The sequence below is a fragment of the Tsukamurella strandjordii genome, assembly GCF_039525985.1.
Classification (GTDB): Bacteria; Actinomycetota; Actinomycetes; order Mycobacteriales; family Mycobacteriaceae; genus Tsukamurella; species Tsukamurella strandjordii.
This window is the reverse complement of record NZ_BAAAII010000006.1, coordinates 380,929-398,680: the sequence shown is the minus strand read 5'-3', so window position 1 is coordinate 398,680 and position 17,752 is coordinate 380,929. Positions and strand designations below refer to the sequence as shown.

Annotated in this window: 6 protein-coding genes; all 6 read right to left on the bottom strand. The window is 70.4% G+C overall.

All coding sequences use genetic code 11. The annotated features are described in order from the left end of the window. Positions 1-2: 2 nt before the first annotated feature. Genes ABD108_RS13085 through ABD108_RS13060 form a run of 6 tightly spaced genes read right to left on the bottom strand, consistent with a single transcriptional unit; the run spans position 3 to position 17,748 of the window. The gene (locus ABD108_RS13085) at positions 3-839 is read right to left on the bottom strand and encodes an ABC transporter permease (protein WP_220659298.1); all 837 of its coding nucleotides are present in this window, start codon (positions 837-839) and stop codon (positions 3-5) included. Continuing rightward, complete coding sequence (locus tag ABD108_RS13080) at positions 836-1,639, bottom strand: ABC transporter permease (protein ID WP_220659299.1); 804 nt, start codon at positions 1,637-1,639, stop codon at positions 836-838. The genes ABD108_RS13085 and ABD108_RS13080 overlap by 4 nt, the downstream gene beginning before the upstream one ends. Further along, positions 1,636-2,610 carry an ATP-binding cassette domain-containing protein gene (locus ABD108_RS13075; protein ID WP_220659300.1) on the bottom strand — a complete coding sequence of 325 codons (975 nt, stop codon included), beginning with the start codon at positions 2,608-2,610 and terminating at the stop codon, positions 1,636-1,638. Before ABD108_RS13075 ends, ABD108_RS13080 begins: the two co-directional genes overlap by 4 nt. Then, on the bottom strand, positions 2,607-6,980 hold the full coding sequence (locus tag ABD108_RS13070; RefSeq protein ID WP_343930508.1) for a type I polyketide synthase: 4,374 nt from the start codon (positions 6,978-6,980) through the stop codon (positions 2,607-2,609). Before ABD108_RS13070 ends, ABD108_RS13075 begins: the two co-directional genes overlap by 4 nt. Beyond that, positions 6,980-12,385: a type I polyketide synthase gene (locus tag ABD108_RS13065; protein ID WP_343930507.1), complete on the bottom strand. Its 5,406-nt coding sequence runs from the start codon at positions 12,383-12,385 to the stop codon at positions 6,980-6,982. Before ABD108_RS13065 ends, ABD108_RS13070 begins: the two co-directional genes overlap by 1 nt. After that, positions 12,385-17,748, bottom strand: coding sequence for an SDR family NAD(P)-dependent oxidoreductase (locus ABD108_RS13060; RefSeq protein ID WP_343930506.1), 5,364 nt, complete (start codon positions 17,746-17,748; stop codon positions 12,385-12,387). Before ABD108_RS13060 ends, ABD108_RS13065 begins: the two co-directional genes overlap by 1 nt. Positions 17,749-17,752 lie beyond the last annotated feature (4 nt).

Here is a 17,752-nt window from a genome sequence, read left to right as displayed (position 1 = left end):
CGTCAATCCCGCATGCTCGCCCGGCGATAGCCGATGGCGAGCGGCACGGCGCACAGCAGGACGATTGCCCCCGACCACGCGATCAGCTCCAGCAACGGCGACCGCACCGGCCCTCCGACAGCCAGGGCACGCATGACGTCGACAGTGTTGCTGAACGGTTGGTGCGCAACGATGGGCTGTAGCCACTGCGGATACTGCTCCAACGGAACGAATCCGGTGCAGAAGAACATGAACAGCCCGGAGACGAGCGCCGTGGCCTCGACGACGATCGTCTTGGCCGCGTACACCGCCACCGTCAGTACGGCGGTCGAGAACGCCACGCCGAAGAGCACCGGCACGAAGAGCCAGCCCACGGCGCCGAGCAGGCCGTTCTCGAAGCGCAGACCGAGGAGAACCCCGGTCACCGTGAGCACCGTTGTGGCGAACAGGATCCGCAGCGCCTCGGCCACCAATCGCGAAGTCACCCCGGCCGCCCGATGGATCGGGCTGCCCCACAACCGGGAGAGGAATCCGTTCTCGCGCTCGGCCATCACGCCCAACCCACCGACGGTGGCTCCCTGCGTGGCGGCGACCAGCGCCACGAGCGGCACGCTACCGGTCAGGGCACTGTGTCCCGTGAGCTGGGAGATCCCCTCCCCCAGCACGATGTCGAGCGTCACTAGGAAGGCGACGGGCACGAGGACGGTCTCCGCGAGTGTCGCGGGGTCACGCACCCATCGGCGCACGATCCGCTCCGCCAGCAACCCCGTCTGCCGCACCAGGGCACCCGGTGACCGCTCACCGGTGCGCGGGTCGGTGCGTTCATCGGGTGGCGCGGCCACCGCGTGCGTGCCGGTCATCGGTTCCTCCTCGCCACGACGACCGCATGGAGCGGCAGTACGGCCAGCACCAGGCCTATCGCCCAGTACACGGCGGGTCCGATCACGTCCCACGTCGCCGATCCGGCGGCTCCGGGCACTGAATCTCCGGCGAGGGCGCGCAGTGCGAAAACGAACTGGGACACCGGCTGGTCCCGTGCGAAGCCCTGAATCCACTCGGGGAACCGCTCGACCGGCTGCACACCGACCGACAACAGGCCGAGGATGAGCTGCGGCAGCATCATCAGGTGCGTCGTCGCCTCCGGGTTCCGGGTGGCGGTGCCCACCAGGTCACCCAACAGCGACAGTGTGAGACCCACCAGTAACGCGAGGCCGAGGAAACCGGCCGTGGCCGCCGCGCCGCCGTAGAAACGGAATCCGATCACGTGAGCACATGCCAGAGAGATCCCCAGCGCCAGAACGCATCGGTACATGCTTCCGGACATGCGCGCGGCCATCGGGATCAGCCGACCGATGGGCATGGAACGGAATCGGCGGTCGATGCCGTCCACGGAGTCCGTGGCGGCCCGGAATCCCCCCGAGATCGCGGCGAACGAAATCGCCTGCAGCACGATCAGCGGTGTCAGGTACTGGGCGTAGCTGCTCATCGCGGACGCGTACGCGCCCATGAACTGTTTGAGCGGGATGTAGAAGCCCACGGTGAACATGACGGAGGCCGCCACCTGGGTCACGAGCTCGCCGTTGCGCAGGCTGGGCACGATGGAGCGCACGGTGAGCACCCACCACTGCTGTCCCGCCGACGTATCGGGTCGCGCCGTCACGTCGCGACCTCCTCGTGCGCCGCTGGTGCGCCGCTCCCGGTGAGCGCGAAGAAGACTTCGTCCAGCGACGGGCGCCGCAGCGCGACGTCGAGGAGTTCGATACCCGCGGAGTCGATCCGGGAGACCGCCTCGACGAGCGTTCGAGTGCCGTCCGGCGCGGGGATCGCGATGCGATCCGTGCCCGTGGTCGCCTCCCTGTCGGCCGGGGCCATCGCCCCGAGGGCCTCGATCACCCGGGGCACGTCGGTGCGGTCGCGGGGCACGATCTCGCAGACGGTGGCTCCGGTGCGTTCCTTGAGCTGATCCGCAGTGCCCTCGGCGATGACGGTGCCCCGATCGATCACGGTGATGCGGTCGCTGAGCGCATCCGCCTCCTCGAGGTACTGGGTGGTGAGCAGGGTGGCGATGCCCTCTTCCCGCAACTGCCGCACCAGATCCCACACGCCCTGCCTACTGCGCGGGTCCAGGCCCGTCGTCGGCTCATCGAGGAAGACCACCTCCGGCCGCACCACCAGGCCGCATGCGATGTCGATGCGCCGGCGCATGCCTCCCGAGTAGGTGCCCACCTGACGGTCGGCGGCGTACTCCAGGTCGAATCGTTCGAGCAGGTCCGTCGCACGGGCCTGCGCAGCCGCCTTGCGAAGCCCCTGCAGCCGGGCGAACAGGATCAGGTTCTCCCGGCCGGTGAGCATGTCGTCCAGTGCGGCGTTCTGCCCCGTCAGCATGATCGCGCGGCGCACGCCCGCAGGGTCGAGCGCCACGTCGCATCCGGCGACCACCGCGCGGCCCGTCGAGGGCCGGGAAAGGGTGGCCAGGATGTCGACCGTGGTGGTCTTACCGGCACCGTTCGGCCCGAGAAGGCCCAGGATCTCGCCCCGACGCACTTCCAAGTCGATGCCGCTCAGCGCGACGAAGTCGCCGAACCGCTTGGTCAGGCCCTCGACGACGACAGCGCTCTCCGTGTGGTTCATCCCGCATCCTCGCCAGACAGATCGATGAGTTCCCAGTCGTCGCCGGCATCCGCCGGAGACTCGGTCGTTTCCCGCGTCACCGCACCGAGTGCTGTGGACACGGCCTCCGCCAGTGCCGCGATCCGGGCCTCGTCGACCCGGCGCCGGTCGTACCACCAATCCAGGTGCATGCGACCGCCGGCGCGGTACACGCGCAGTTCCACGGCGTGGCCCAGCGCGGGGATGGCATCGCGCACGGGCCTGGCGGCATCGGTTCCGAGCCAGACGGGGGCCGACGCCGCCAACGCCTCCGGCGGCTCGGGGATCGAGCCGGCGATCGACAGATGTACATCTGCGTCGCGCAGTCCCGCGAGCCGCGCCGAGGTCGGCGCGTACTGGTAGCGCAACAATCCGTAGCCGATTCCCTGATGTGTCACGCCGCGCAGTTCGTTACGGACGGCGTCGAGCAGGAGGGAATCCCCCTCGTCCGGAGCTGTGATCGACACCGGGTAGACGGTGCCGAACCACCCCACCGTGTCCCGCAGATCGAGCTCGGGTTTCAGGATCGACCGCGCGTCACCGTCGACATCGATGAGGACCCGACCGGGACCCGCGATCGCGATGACTCCGCGCACCAGTGCCGCCGTGATCAGTTCGTCGAGGCGGATCCCCGTCCGTCGCCGCGCGTCGTCGAGCTCCGCCGCTTCCACCGCGCCCAGGGTCGTGGGCAGCCGGAGGAAGTCGGCCGCGGCCGGCGGCGCAGCGGTATCCGTCGTCGCGATGCGCACGGCGGGTTCGGACAAGGTGTCGAGCCATCGCGAATAGCCGTCGAGAACCGCACGGTGTCCGGCGAGCTCCGAGAGCCGCTGGCACCAATCCCGCCATCCGGTCGATGCAGGAGTGAGCGAGACCGGCATGCCGGCGGCGCGCTGGCTGAACGCGGTGAGCAGGTCACTCATGAGAATCTCGCGGGAACGGGCGTCGCCGACGATGCCGGGTACCGCGAGCGCCAATCGGGATTCACCGCCGTCGGTGTCCCGCAGGAGCAGCGCCGTGAGCATCGATCCGTCCCCGGGGCCGTCGGCGATGATCTCCGCCAACCTCTCCCCCGCAAGGGCTTCGGCGTCGGCGCCAGCGGGGAGAGTCTCCACGCAGGTGCTCGACCAGGCCTGCTGCTCCTCGGCGGGATCACCGATGATCTGTTCCCAGATACCGCCGCGACGGCGCAGGCGCAGACGGAGCACCTCGTGGCGGCGGACCACCGCCCCGAGTACCTCGGAGACGTCATCGACGCCGAGTCCTGCGGCCAGCCGCAGGACGATCGGGGTGCGCCAGCAGCCGTAGTCGGTGATGCCACCGTCGAGCAGCCGCGCGAGATTCGGCGGGAGCGGCGGGTGGTCCGTGGGCTCTTCTCCGCCGGTCAATCCTGCCTCGGCGTCGCGTTCGGCGATCGCCGCCGCAAGCGATCTCACCGTCGGGTGGTCGTACAGGTCCTGCGGCGTGATGTCGATCCCCGCGTGCCCTGCGGCGATCGAGACACCGATGGCGATCAGCGAATCTCCGCCCACGTCGAAGAAGTCCGCATCGGCGTCGACGGACTCCGCACCCAGGCAGGCGGCCCAGACACGACGGAGGGCGGCTTCGATTCCCTCGCCGGCTTCGTCCTGGTCCTGCGCTGCAGCCGGAGTGTGGGCGGTATCGATACCGACGGTGGCCGCCCGCGGCGAGGGGTCCACCCAATGCCACTCGGGCAGGAAGGGGTAGCCGGGAAGGAGCACCCGCTCACCGGTCGGCAGAAACTGCTCGACCTCGATGCCGGCGGCCCACAGTTGCCCCAGCCCTTCCAGGAAGAACTCGTGGTCGTCGCGGTCCTGAGCCGGATGCCGCAGCAGTCGCACCACGCGATGCGAGTCGCGGAACCGCGGATGCCGCTTGGCCGCCGATGTCAGGGCGCCACCGGGACCGACCTCGACGAGCACCCGGTGCGGATCGGCGAGAGCGATGTCCAGTTCATCGGCGAACCGCACGGTGGCCCGGATCTGGCGGGACCAGGTCCCGGGATCGGTCGCCTCGGCGTCGCTCATCATGGCCCCGGTCACATTGGACGCCATAGGGATCCGTGGGGCCGACAGCGTCGATCGGCGCAGGACGGCGTCGAACGCGGTTGCCGCCTGCTCCATCATCCGGGAGTGGAAGGCGTGCGATGTGCGCACCCTACGAGCGTTCACTCCGTCCGCGGCGAGCCGCGCGCCGAGATCGGCGATCGCGTCCGCGCTGCCCGCGACGACGCACCCACCGGGCTCGTTGATGGTGGCGATATCGAGGTCCGGACCCACGTGCGGCGTCAGCTCCGGTGCACCGAGCGGCACCGCCAGCATGACGCCCGGCGGTGCGGCGTGCATCAGGCGCCCGCGCTCGGCGACCACGCTGATCGCGGTCGGGAGGTCGAACACTCCTGCCAGAGTGGCGGCGACGTACTCACCCACGCTGTGCCCCAGCAATAGCGAGGGCCTCACCCCCCGGCGCTCGAGTGCGCGGGCGAGCGCGTACTCCACTGCGAACAGTGCCGGCTGGGATCGGTCGGTGCGCTCCAACTCACGGCTCCGGCCGCCGAACATCAAGCTCTTGAGATCGATGCCCAGGGCCGCGTCGAATCCGGCGGCGCACCTGTCGATGTTCTCCGCGAACACCGGATCGCCGTCGTAGAGCCCGCGCGCCATTCCCACGTACTGCGCACCCTGGCCTGGGAAGAGCATGACGACACGGTCGGTCGCGTCCTCCGCCCCGGCCGGAACGGATGATGTGACACCCTCCCCGGCGCGGAGCGCCGAGATCGCATGGGCGCGGTCGCGGACAACGGTGACACCGCGGGTGACGTCCATCGGCCGGGCCGCCAGCGTGGCCGCCACATCCGCGAGCTCCACCGAGTCGTCCGCCTCGAGCTCATCAGCCAGCGCCGTTCGGGCCACCGTCAATCGTTCGGTCCCCCGTGCCGACAGCAACAGCGGGTACGGGCCGGCACCGGGGGCCGCCGCCGCCGGGACCGGGGCCTCCTCCAGCACCAGGTGCACGTTCGTGCCACCCACCCCGAACGAACTGATACCGGCGAGCCTGGGCCCCTCGCTCTCCCAGTCGATCACGCCTGGGTTCAGCGCGAACGGGGTCTCGTCGAGACGCAGTTCGGGGTTCGGGGCGGTGAAGTGCAGCGTCCCCGGGAGTGAGCGATTCTTCAAGCAGAGGATCACTTTGAGCAGACCGGCGATGCCCGAGGCGACCTCCAGGTGGCCGATGTTCGCCTTGACCGAGCCGAGGTGGCAGGGACCGGTGCGCTCGTGCTCCGCGAGATCGAAGGCCTGGCGCAGGCCCTCGATCTCGATCGGGTCACCGAGCGGCGTTCCGGTGCCGTGCGTCTCGACATAGGTGACGTCCGCGGGGTCGACGCCGGCAACGCCGTGCGCCTCGGCGATCACGGCGGCCTGTCCGGCGGCGGTGGGCGCCGCATAGGTCATCTTGGCCGCACCGTCGTTGTTGATCGCCGATCCCCGGATCACCGCGTGGATCGGGTCGCCGTCGGCACGAGCGCGGTCGAGTGTCTTGAGCACGACGGCCCCGACCCCGCTTCCGAACACCGTTCCATCGGCTCGCACATCGAACGGGCGGCAGTGTCCGCTCGGTGATGTCATGGCACCGGGTTCGTGCCAGTATCCGGCGCGGTTGGGAATGCGAATCGATGATCCACCTGCGATAGCCGCGTCCACCTCGCCGGAGATCAACGCCTGGCATGCCAGGTGCACGGCGACGGCGGAGGACGAGCACGCGGTCTGCACGGACAGTGCCGGTCCGCGAAGATCGAACTGATGCGCAACGCGAGTCGCGATGTGGTCCTTGTCGTTACGCAGGGAGAGATCGATCATCTCGAAACTCGCCCCCTGCCCGATGATGTGCTCCACATCGAGCCCCGACATGAGGTTGTTGAGCAGATATCCGCTCGCGGAACTCGTTCCGTAGACGCCGACTGCGCCGTCCAATTCCCGTGGGTGATAGCCCGCGTCCTCGATGGCGTGCCACACGGTCTGGAGGAACAGGCGATGCTGCGGATCGAGACCGTCCGCGACGGCTGCGGTGAAACCGAAGAGCTCGGCGTCGAACTCCTCGATCCCGTCCATGGGGGCGCCGGATCGGATGTAGCGCCGATCCGCGATCGCGTCGGCGGCGATGCCCGTCCGCTGCAGCTCCTGTTCGGTGAGCGCGACGATGGATTCGACACCGTCGCGCAGGTTGCGCCAGTACTCCCCCAGGGTTCGGGCACCGGAGAACCGGCCCGCCATGCCGATCACCGCGATCGAGCCCGCCGTGTCTTCCGGATCTTGCTCGTGCGACTGGTTCGTCATCACGGGTGGTCCACCTTTCGTCGGACGGAGGCGCGTCGCCGCGCCGCGACACGTTGTTGGGCGCGTCCACGGAGGCCGTCGGCAGGGGTCGCATCGGAGGTGTGCACGGGCGCCTCGGTCACCCCGAGCCTGCGGACGAGGTCGGTCGCCAGATCATCCAGCCCGGCCCCCTGCAGCAGGAGCGCCACCGGCGGTTCGACCCCGAACTCGCTGCGCACGGTGTTGCGGATACGGACCGCCATCAGCGAGTCCAGCCCCAGCTCGGTGAGCGCGCGCTCGGCGGGGACCACCGCGGTGCCGGAGTATCCGAGAACCGCGCCGATCCGCTTCTGCAGCCGCTCCAGTACGAGCCGGTGCGCCTCGGCGAAGGGCATCGTCCGGAGCCGGTCGAGATCGATCGCCTCGGTGTCCTCGTCCGGGTCGAGTTCGGCGGCGAGGTGGGTGAAGTAGCCCAAACCCACCAGTTCCGGGAAAGCCGCGGCCGCGCGGTCGAGCCGAAGCCGGGCGACTCCCACCCGGGCACGACCACCGCCGAGGAGCGCGTCCAGGGCCTCCATGCCCTCGTCGGGTGCGATCGGGTCGAGAACGCTCATCTCGAGCGATCGCGCCAGTCCCACTTCGGACCACTGTCCCCAGCAGATCGACGTGACACGGGCCCCCTCCGCGCGGCGGCGCTCGGCGAGTGCATCGAGATAGGCGTTCGCGGCGGCGTACGCGCCCTGGCCCGGCGATCCCAGCAGGGAGGCGACCGAGGAGAACAGGACCAACCAGTCCAGCGCCGAATCGGCGGTGGCCTCGTCCAGACGCACCGCGCCCATCACCTTCGGGCGCCACACGCGGGCAAGAGCATCGCGGGACATGGCGGTCACGAGCTCGTCATCGAGCACCGCGGCCGAATGGATCACGCCACGCAGCGGCAGCCCGGTCTCCTCGGCGGCCGTGACCAGAGACTCGGCGACACCGTCCGCGGCGACATCGCCGCTGACGTACACGACCTCTGTGTCTGCGGCGAGCTCGGCGAGCACGCGCGCACCGTCCTCGGACAGCTCACTGCGCCCGCACAGCACGATCCGCCCGGCACCGGCAGCCACCAGATGCCGAGCGACCGCCAGTCCGATGCCGCCCATTCCGCCGGTCACCACGTAGGCGCCGTCGCTGCGCACCGTCGGATTGCCGGAACCCTCTCGTGGTTCGGGATCGGCCCGCACCAAACGCTGCACGTATCGCCGACCGTCCCGCCACGCCAGCAGGTCATCGCCCACGGGCGCGCTGGCCTCGCGCAGGAGCGTCGCCGCCACGTCGTCGACCGACGAGAGGTCGACGAGGGTGGCGCGCAGGTCGGGGTGCTCGTACGCGAGAACCCGGATCAGACCGGTCAAGGCCCCGACGGCCGGTGTCCCGACATCCCCTTCAGCGACCTCCAAGCCCCTGCGAGTGACCAGCCACAACCGGGGTGGCCGGCCATGCCAACCCGAGGTCACCGCACTGACTGCCGTCGCGACCTGCCAGGTCAAGCGTTCCGCCGCGGCGGCGCGGTCGGCCGCGGTGGCGTCGTCAGTCTCCGCGTCCAGCAGGAGCACGATGCCGGTCGGCGGATAGTCCGGATCCGATGCCACCTCCGCGATCGCGTCCGCCACGGCCTGCTCGCCGAAGTCCGCGGTCACGATTCGACGGCCGGCCCCATGGAGGTCACTCGCGATCGCCTCCACACCGGGCCGGTCGTCGCTGAGCAGCAGCCAGGCCCCGTCGCCGCTTCCGTCGATGCCGTCCGGTGCGGCGCTCTCCTCCCACCGGTGGCCGAACAGCTTGCGCTCCAGGGGCAGAGGCACTGCGTGTCGGCGGATTCGGCGCAGGAAGACACCCCGGATCTCGGCGAGCAACGCGCCCGACCGGTCGGTGATCGTCACGTCTCCGGTGGCACCCTCGTCGCTGAGGGAGACGAACCGAGCGCGGCACGAACTGTCTCGACCGACCGGTGCGTACAGGCGGATCGATTCCACCGACACCGGAAGGTAGGCGGCGTCCGCCTCGAGACCGGACTCGGGCAGCGCTGCAGCGAGCGTCTGCAGTGCGGCGTCCAGTGCGACGGGGTGCAGCACCAGTCCGGGATGCCCGGTGGCCTCCGCCGGAAGGGTCACGTCCGCTTCCGCTGCGCCCACCGGATCACGGGAGACCCGCTGCAGCGCGGCGAATGCGCGATCGTGGTGCGCGCCGGCTCGCCGCAGTGCCGCGTAGACCTCCCGCGGCGAGACCGGCACTCCCGACGTGACCGGGGCGACAGGGCTCGGGTCCCGTTGCGCGAGTCCCGCTCCCACCCGAGCCGTGGCGTGGCGGATCCACTCGCCGCCGCTCCCCCTGCTGAAGATCTCGACCCGGCCGGAGCCGTCGGAGTCGTAGGTCAGCCGGGTCGTGAGTGGGACCGATCCGGTCAGCGGGAGCATCTGCTCCACTTCGAGCTGGTCGACGCCGGCAGGCGCGCCCTCGGTTCCGTACGCGGTGCGGCCGGCCGCCAGCGCGATCTCGGCGAATCCCGCGGCGGGCATGATCGCCTGGCCTTGGACTCGGTGGTCGGCGAGCCAACCGATCTCGTCGAGGCCGACGTCCGCGTGCCACAGGAATCCTCCGCCGGACGGGATCTCGACGGGGCTGCCCAGGAGTGGGTGGACCCGATCGGGCTGGGCTCGGCGATGGGCGGGAGCCGGTGTCCAGTACTTCCGATGGCGCCAGGTGTGTGGCGCGATATCGGTGATGTGCCCCGGAGGGAGGTCTCCCCCGAGTCGCGCGCGATGCGCGTGGAAGACGAGGGCCTCGTCCTCGCCGCGCAACAGCGTGGGAAGGACCAGGACCTCGCGGTCTTCGGGTCCGCTCTCGGTGATCGCGTGCGCGAGAAGGGGGTGCGGGCTGACCTCCACGATCGCGCCGTACCGTGACGTGGCCGCCGTGGCCGCCTCGGCGAAGCGAACGGGTTGCCGCAGGTTCGACACCCAGTACTCGGCGTCGAAGACCGGGGATTCGTCGCCCGGGCGCACCGTCGACAGCACCGGAATCCTCGGTGGGACCGGCGCGATTCCCGCCAGGGCCTCCCGCAGTTCCGGGAGGATGGGATCGACGGTGGCATGGTGGGACGCCACGTCCACCTCGACCCGCCGCGCCAACAGGTTCCGGCGGGACACGGCTTCCACCACCTCGTCCACCCGGTCGGGCGGGCCGGCGACAACGGTCTGCCGCGGCGAGGCGATCACGGCGATCGAGACACCGTCGTGGTCGGTGAGTAGGGATTCGACCGCCTGTGCATCCATCTCGAGTAGCGCCATTGCGCCCTGTCCGGACAGGTCCCTGCGCATCAGGCGTGAGCGGGTGGCGATCACGCGCAAGCCGTCCGCCACGGATAGTCCGCCCGCGACGATGGCCGCCGTCACCTCTCCCATCGAGTGGCCGATCACCGCGTCCGGTGTCACGCCATGGGCGCGCCAGAGATCCGTGAGGGCCAGTTGCACACCGACGAGGACCGGCTGGATCCGATCGATGCCCTCGATGGGCTCGTCGGACTCCAAGGCGGAGCGGAGTGAGAAGCCGACCTGCTCGACGAAATCAGCGTCGTAGCGGTCCACGGCGGCGGCGAACTCGGGCTCGTCCACCAGGAGCCGTCGGCCCATCCCCGGCCATTGCGCACCCTGCCCGGAGTAGGCGAACACCACTCCCGGCCCGGGGCCGGCACCCGCGGGGAGGACTGCGGCGCGCGACTCCCCCGTGGCGAGCGCGCGCAGCCCCGCGACGGCCTCTCGGTGGTCTCGCGCCGACACCGTTGCGGTGAGCGGGGCCCCCGCACTCTGTCGGGCGACGGTGTGGGCGACGTCCCGCAGGACCGATCGCGCGCCGCGTCCCTCCAGCCACTGGGCGAGCGCCCGGGCACGATCGCGCACCGCCGCGTCGTCGGTGCCGCCGACCGAGAGCACGCAGACGGACCGCGCATCGCCGTCGTCTCCCAGCGGCATCGGATCGGGGCCCTGCTCGATGACCACGTGCGCATTCGTGCCGCCGAGTCCGAAGGAGGAGACACCCGCGCGGCGCGGACCGCTCGCGGACGGCCACGGATCCGGCTCGGTGGGGACGAACAGGCGGGTGCGGGAGGCATCGATCGCGGGATTCCACTGCGAGAAGTGCAGATTGGGCGGCACTTTTCCACGATTGACCACCAGAACGGATTTTATGAAGCCCGCGATGCCCGCGGCCGCCTCGAGGTGCCCCATGTTGGTCTTCACGGCGCCGAGCGCGCATCGGCTCTCCCCCGCCCCGTACACCCGGGCCAATGCATCGAACTCGATCGGATCGCCGATACCGGTGCCGGTGCCGTGAGTCTCGACGAAGTTGATCGACGCCGCGGGCACATCGCCGAGCGCACGCGTGAGCACCTCGCTCTGGGCGGGGGCGTTGGGCGCGGTGAGGCCGTTGCTACGGCCGTCCTGGTTGGTGGCGGAACCCCGCACGACCGCGAGCACGCGGTCCCCGTCCCGGACGGCATCGGTGAGGCGTTTGAGCACGACGACGCCGCAGCCCTCGCCTCGCACGAATCCGTCGGCGGCGGCATCGAAGGCGTTGCAGCGTCCGCGCGGCGAGAGCATTCCCCACTTCCCCAGTGCCAGTTGGGTCTCGGGCCGCAGGATGAGGCTCACTCCGCCGGCGAGAGCCAGGTCGGTCTCCCGGGACCGCAGACTCTGGCACGCCAGATGCACGGACACCAAAGACGATGAGCAGGCGGTGTCGACGGCGACCGCCGGGCCGCGCAACCCGAGGAGGTAAGCGATGCGGCCCACGGTCACGCTGTGTGCGTTCCCGGTCGCCGAATAGGCGTCGATGGTGTCGGAATCCGCGACCGATGCCGCCTGATACTCGTTGTAGTAGACGCCCATCATCACGGCGGCGCGGAGCCCGTCGATCTGCCCCGGTGCGATCCCGGCGTGCTCGAGCGCCTCCCATGCCACCTCCAACAACATCCGCTGTTGCGGATCCATCGCCTCCGCCTCGCGGGGCGCGATGCCGAAGTGCTCCGCGTCGAAGCCGTCGATGCCGTCGACGAAACCTCCCCACTTCGATGGCATCCGACCGGGTACCGAGGGGTCGGCGTCGTAGTACGCCTCGGCGTCCCAACGGTCCTCGGGCACCTCCACGACGGCGTCTCCCGATCGCATCAACAGGTCCCAGTACTGGTCCGGATCGTTGACGCCGCCGGGGAACCGGCAGCCGATTCCCACGACCGCGATCGGTTCCGCGGTCGAGATCCTCGACGCCTTGGTGAACTGCTCCGTCAGGGCATCACGCTGGTCGTCCGACATCGCTTGCACTCGTGCGTAGGTCGATCCGCGTGCCGCACCGGACGCGGCCGACGACTGGTCGGAACTCGTCATCAGATACTCCTCTCAGCGTCGGAGAAGGTCTCCGCACTCTCGAACAATTCGTCCAGCAGGCTCGTCTCCGCCGGGGCATCGGTATCGCCGATGTCCGTCGCGTCGAGCGCCGGTGCAACCAACTGCACGATGTGTGCGGCCAGTTGCGCAACGGTGGGGTGGTCCCACAGCATCGTTGCCGAGAGATCCACTCCGACTTTCGCTTTGGCGTCCCGGAGCACGGCCATCGCCATCATGGAATCGAGTCCGAGCTCAGGGAACGGACTGTCCACGTCCACGACCTCGGGATCGGTGCCCAGTTCGCGGGCGAGCACGGCGCGCAGGAGGTCCCGCACCGCCGTCTGCGCCTGTTGCGGCGTCAGCGTGGACAGATCGGGCAATGAGCCGACCGGATCCTCGCCGTCGAGGTCGGCAGGGTCGGCACCGCTCATGCTTCCCGCCTCGAGCGGGGCGAAGCGCAGACCTCGCAGCTCGCACCACGTCCGACCGTCGGCATCGTCGATTCGGGCGTCGACCAGGAGGTCCTCGTCGCCCCCGGGGCGCCGGGTCACCTGCACCACGACGCGATCTCCGACGGGCGCAGCGCCGGTCGTCGCCGCATCGATCGAGACCGGGAGCAGCAGTCCTGCGTCCATCCTGCCGATGAGCCGGGCGAGGTGCACAGCCGCGTCGGTCGCCGAGGCGACGCTCGCGTCCGCATCGAGGGTGACCTCGGCGGTGATCGACCCCGGACCGGACACGTACCCGGTCACCTCCCAGGGGAACGGGCGGCCCTCAACCCCCCAGTCGCGAACCCGATCGGCCACCGCCGCCGCGTCGTACTCGGGTGTCTCGAACGCCGCTGCGCGGGTGCCCGCATCGTCGCGGTCGTCTTCGGTGCCGGCACGGGCTGTTCCGAATCCGGCGCTCGCGTGCCGGATCCATCGTTCGGCGGCGGCGTTCGGATCGGCGCTCGAGGTGATGACGATGCCGTCGTCGCTCCTCCGGACGTGCACGGCGCGAGGTCGGTCCAGGACGATCGGGTACTCGAACCGGAGGTCGCGCAGCTCCGCCCCTGCCGCCACCGATGCGAGGGTGGCTGCGATTACGGATACCGGAACCACCTCCACTCCCCGGACCCGGTGCGGGGTGGGGTACGGCCGGCGCCCGGCCGACAGACCCGCGAGCCAGCCGCCGTCGGCGTCGTCCCGCCCCTGCACGCTGCCGTGCTGCGGTGCAGGCAGATCCACGGCTGCCTCGTACCGCGCACCGAGCAGGCCGTCGAGGATCTTCATCGGGGCGCGGGTCCGGAAGCTCTCCGCGAGCAAGGGCCAATCCGCACCGGCGATCACGCTCCGAGTGGGGGCCTCCGGGCCGAGCACGTAGGGCAGGCAGCGGACGGCGGCGTCGTTCGGCATGGGGGTGAGCCCTGCGGACGCGGTGTCCGGCTGCGCCTGCGCCCAGGACTCGAAGAGGCCCCAGTCCACCACTCGCACCGGCAGGCCCAGGTGGCGGCGCACGGCGGCCACGGCGTCGGCGTACGCGTTGGCGGCGGTGTAGTGCCCGAGCCACCGCGACCCAGTGAGCCCGGTGATCGAGGAGAAGACGACGAGGTCGCGCAGGGGCGTGTGCAGACTCAGCTCGTGCACGATCGCGAGGACGTCGACCTTGGCGCGGAACATCGCGTCGATGTCGTCGGCGCTGAGCTCGGACAACAGGCCCGCGCCGCCCGCGAGCGAGCTGACGTACACGCCGCCGAGCGGCGGCAGGTCGTCGCCGAACCGTGCGAACAGTTCCGTCATCGCCGACCGGTCAGCCGCATCGATCGCCACGGGGACGATCCGGGTTCCGTTCTCGGCGAGCTCGTCCTCGAGTCCGTCCGGGAGTCCTCCGCGCCGGGAGAGCGCGACCACGGTCCGCGCTCCCATTCGGGCGAGCTGGCGGATCACATCGCCGCCGATGTTTCCGGTGGCACCGATCACCAGGTGGGTCTCGTCCCCGCCGACGTCGTTGCGCGCGATCGGCGCGGTGGTTCGGCGGAGCCGCGGAACGCGTCGCACGCCCGTGCGGTAGAGCACCTGGTCCTCGTCATCGGCGGCGCCGGCCTCCGCCGTCAGAGCAGCCGCCACGAGCTGCGGCGGCAGTGCCGCGTCGACGTCGATCAGCCCTCCCCAGAGCTCGGGATGTTCCAGAGCGAGGGTTCGGCCCGCTCCCCACAGGGCCGCGTGCGCGGGGTTCGCCACCTCACCCTCGCTCACCGCCTCCGCATTGCGGGTCAGGACCGTCAGGCGTGCGCCGTTCCCGTGCTCGCGAAGCAGCCGGATCAGGGTCGCGACATCGCGAACCCCCCGGCGTGCCGACGAGGGATCGACGCCGTCCCGGGGCATCGCCGGCGCATAGACCACACGATCGACGCCGTGCAGCGCGGAACGAACGGCCCCGGTGTCGTCCACGAGGGCGGCCGCGCGCACAACGAGGGCTCCGTCACCGAGCAGCGCGCCGAGCTCATCACCGTCCTCATCGGTGACCACGAGCCACCGGCGTGGCTCCGGTTCGGCTGCGGCCAGGGCGCGTTCGGGGAATGCCAGTTCGAGGAACCAGCCGTGCGGCCCGCCGTCGGCGACCGGGGCGGGCGCATCGATGACGCTCGCGCGTGGCACGATCCAGTGCCGTTGTCGCATCCACTGGGTCGCGGGCAGGTCCACCGGCGGTCGCGGCCGTTGCGGTTCCACCGGATATCCGGGGCCGCGCACCGCGGTCAGATTCGCCTCGAACTGCACCGCCTCCGCCGCATCGCGGAGCAGAGTCCCCACCACGCAGGTGGATTCATCGACGACATCCTCGATCGCCGAGGTCAACAGGGGATGCGGGCTGATCTCGATGAACGTTCCGCACACCTTCGCCGCTGCCGACACCGCATCCGCGAAGAGAACAGGCCGCCGGAGATTGTCGGCCCAGTAATCGGCGTCGACCCGCGGACCTTCCTGGCCGGCCTGGACGGTCGAGTGGAACGGGATCTGTGGCACGGCGGGCGTGATGTCGGCGAGCGAGGCGCGCAGTTCGTCCAGGATCGGATCGACGGTGGCGTGATGGGAGGCCACGTCCACATCGATGCGCCGCGCCAAGAGATCACGGGCGGAGACTTCGGCGATCGCGGCGTCGATCCGGTCGGGGTCGCCCGCGACCACGGTCTGCCGGGGTGATGCCACCACGGCTACCGATACCCCCTCGTGCCGGGCCGCGACCTCGGCGGCGGCATCCGCATCGAGCTCCAGGAGTGCCATCGCTCCCCGGCCCGCGAGGTCGCGCTTCATCAGCGCGGATCGGGTCGCGATCACCGTGAGACCGTCCCTGACCGACAGCGCTCCCGCGGTGACGGCCGCCGCGACCTCGCCCATCGAGTGGCCGATCACGGCATCGGGCTCCACACCCCGCGACTTCCAGAGTTCGACCAGCGCCAGTTGCACCCCCACCAGAACCGGCTGGATGCGATCGATCCCCGAGAGCGGGGATGCGTCGGACAGTGCCTGTTCGAGCGAGAATCCGACCACGTCACGGAAGTCCGCGTCCAGCTCCCGCACCGCAGCGGCGAACGCGGGGTCGTCCGCCATCAGGCGCCGGCCCATGCCGGCCCACTGCGCACCCTGACCGGAGAAGACGAACACCGTCCCCGGGCGGCGCCCTCCTCGCTGGGGCGCCACCACGCCGGGCGCGGGCCGACCCTCCGCCAGCGCGTGCAGTCCGCGGACCGCCCCCTCGTGATCCGCTGCGATCACCGTCGCGATCCGCGGAAACCGTGGCCTGCGGAACTGCAGCTCGTGGGCGACATCGGCGAGCGGGACCGACGCCCCGGCACCGTCGAGCCAGTGCGCGAGGGCAGCGGCCGACGCCTTGATCCGCTCGATCGACTTGCCCGAGAGGGTGAGTCGTGCGACCGCGGCGGCGGTGTCCGGCGACAGGTGATCCGCATCCTGTGCGGTATCGATCGGCGGTGCCTGTTCGACGATCACGTGCGCGTTCGTTCCACTGACTCCGAAGGAGGAGACTCCCGCGCGCCGTGGCCGGTCCAGCGCCGGCCAATCGATCGTTCCCGTCGGGAAGACGAACTTCTCCGCTCCCTCGCCGGCGTGCGGCGTCAGCGCATCGAAGTGCAGGTTGCCCGGGATGCGCCCGCGTCCCAGCGCGAGCACGGTCTTGATGAAACCCGCCATACCCGCTGCGGATTCGAGGTGCCCCAGATTCGATTTCACTGCACCGATGACGAGCGGTGCGGCGCCGGCGCGTTCCCCGAAGACCCGCGCGAGGGTGTCCAGTTCGATCGGGTCCCCGAGTGCCGTCCCCGTGCCGTGCGATTCGATGAAATCGATGGTGTCCGGTGCGAGATCGGAGATCTCGAGCGCGCGCCGCAGGAGCGCCTGCTGCGCCGGTCCGTTGGGCACCGTCTGGCCGCTGCTCGCACCGTCCTGGTTGACGGCCGTCCCGCGTACCACGGCGAGCACGCGGTCGCCTGCGGCCACCGCGTCCGATAGGCGCTTGAGCACCACGACCCCGCAGCCCTCGCTGCGCACGTATCCGTCGGCCGATGCGTCGAAGGGTTTGCACCGGCCGTCGGGCGCCAGCATGCCCCATCGCGAACACGCGATGCTGTTCTCCGGACTGAGGACGAGGTTCACGCCCGCGACGAGGGCCGCATCGCTCTCCCGGCTGCGCAGCCCCTGGCAGGCCAGGTGGAGGGCGCTCAGCGACGATGAGCAGGCCGTGTCGAGGACGACCGCCGGTCCGTTGAGGCCGAGGAAGTAGGACAGCCGCCCGGCCGCGAAGTTGTGCGCGCTGCCGAACGGGACGTAGGGGTCGATCTCGTCGGGTTCGAGTGCCCCCGCCAGGGTGGTCGAGTAGTCGGTCGTGGTCAGGCCGACGTAGACCCCGGTTCGACTGCCCCGCAGGGAGGTGGGCACGATCCCCGCATGCTCGAGCGCCTGCCAGGCGACCTCGAGCAGGAGGCGGTGCTGCGGGTCCATGCCTGCAGCCTCACGCGGTGAGATCCCGAAGAACTCGGCGTCGAAAGCGGCGGGGTCCCAATCGGTGAGGAACCCGCCCTCGCGATTGCAGATCGTGCCCGGCACAGTGTGATCCGGTGAGTAGAGTTCGTCCGCGTCCCATCGGTCGCCGGGTACCCGCACCACCCCGTCGATGCCGTTGTCGAGCAGGTCCCAGTACTCCTCGGGGTCGGAGACTCCGCCGGGCAGACGGCACCCGATTCCGACCACCGCGATCGGTTCGCGGTCGCCCTGCTGGGCTATCGCGAGTCGCTCGGTGAGTTCGTCGATCCGGCGCAGGGCCTCGGTGACCAGGGCCCGGCGATCGGTGGTGGATGGTGATGTCATGAAG

Excerpts from the sequence above, each read along its gene's own strand:
- ABD108_RS13085 (WP_220659298.1), bottom strand. The coding sequence starts at position 839 with ATGACCGGCACGCACGCGGTGGCCGCGCCACCCGATGAACGCACCGAC.
- ABD108_RS13075 (WP_220659300.1), bottom strand. The coding sequence starts at position 2,610 with ATGAACCACACGGAGAGCGCTGTCGTCGTCGAGGGCCTGACCAAGCGG.
- ABD108_RS13060 (WP_343930506.1), bottom strand. The coding sequence starts at position 17,748 with ATGACATCACCATCCACCACCGATCGCCGGGCCCTGGTCACCGAGGCC.
- ABD108_RS13070 (WP_343930508.1), bottom strand. The coding sequence starts at position 6,980 with ATGACGAACCAGTCGCACGAGCAAGATCCGGAAGACACGGCGGGCTCG.
- ABD108_RS13065 (WP_343930507.1), bottom strand. The coding sequence starts at position 12,385 with ATGACGAGTTCCGACCAGTCGTCGGCCGCGTCCGGTGCGGCACGCGGA.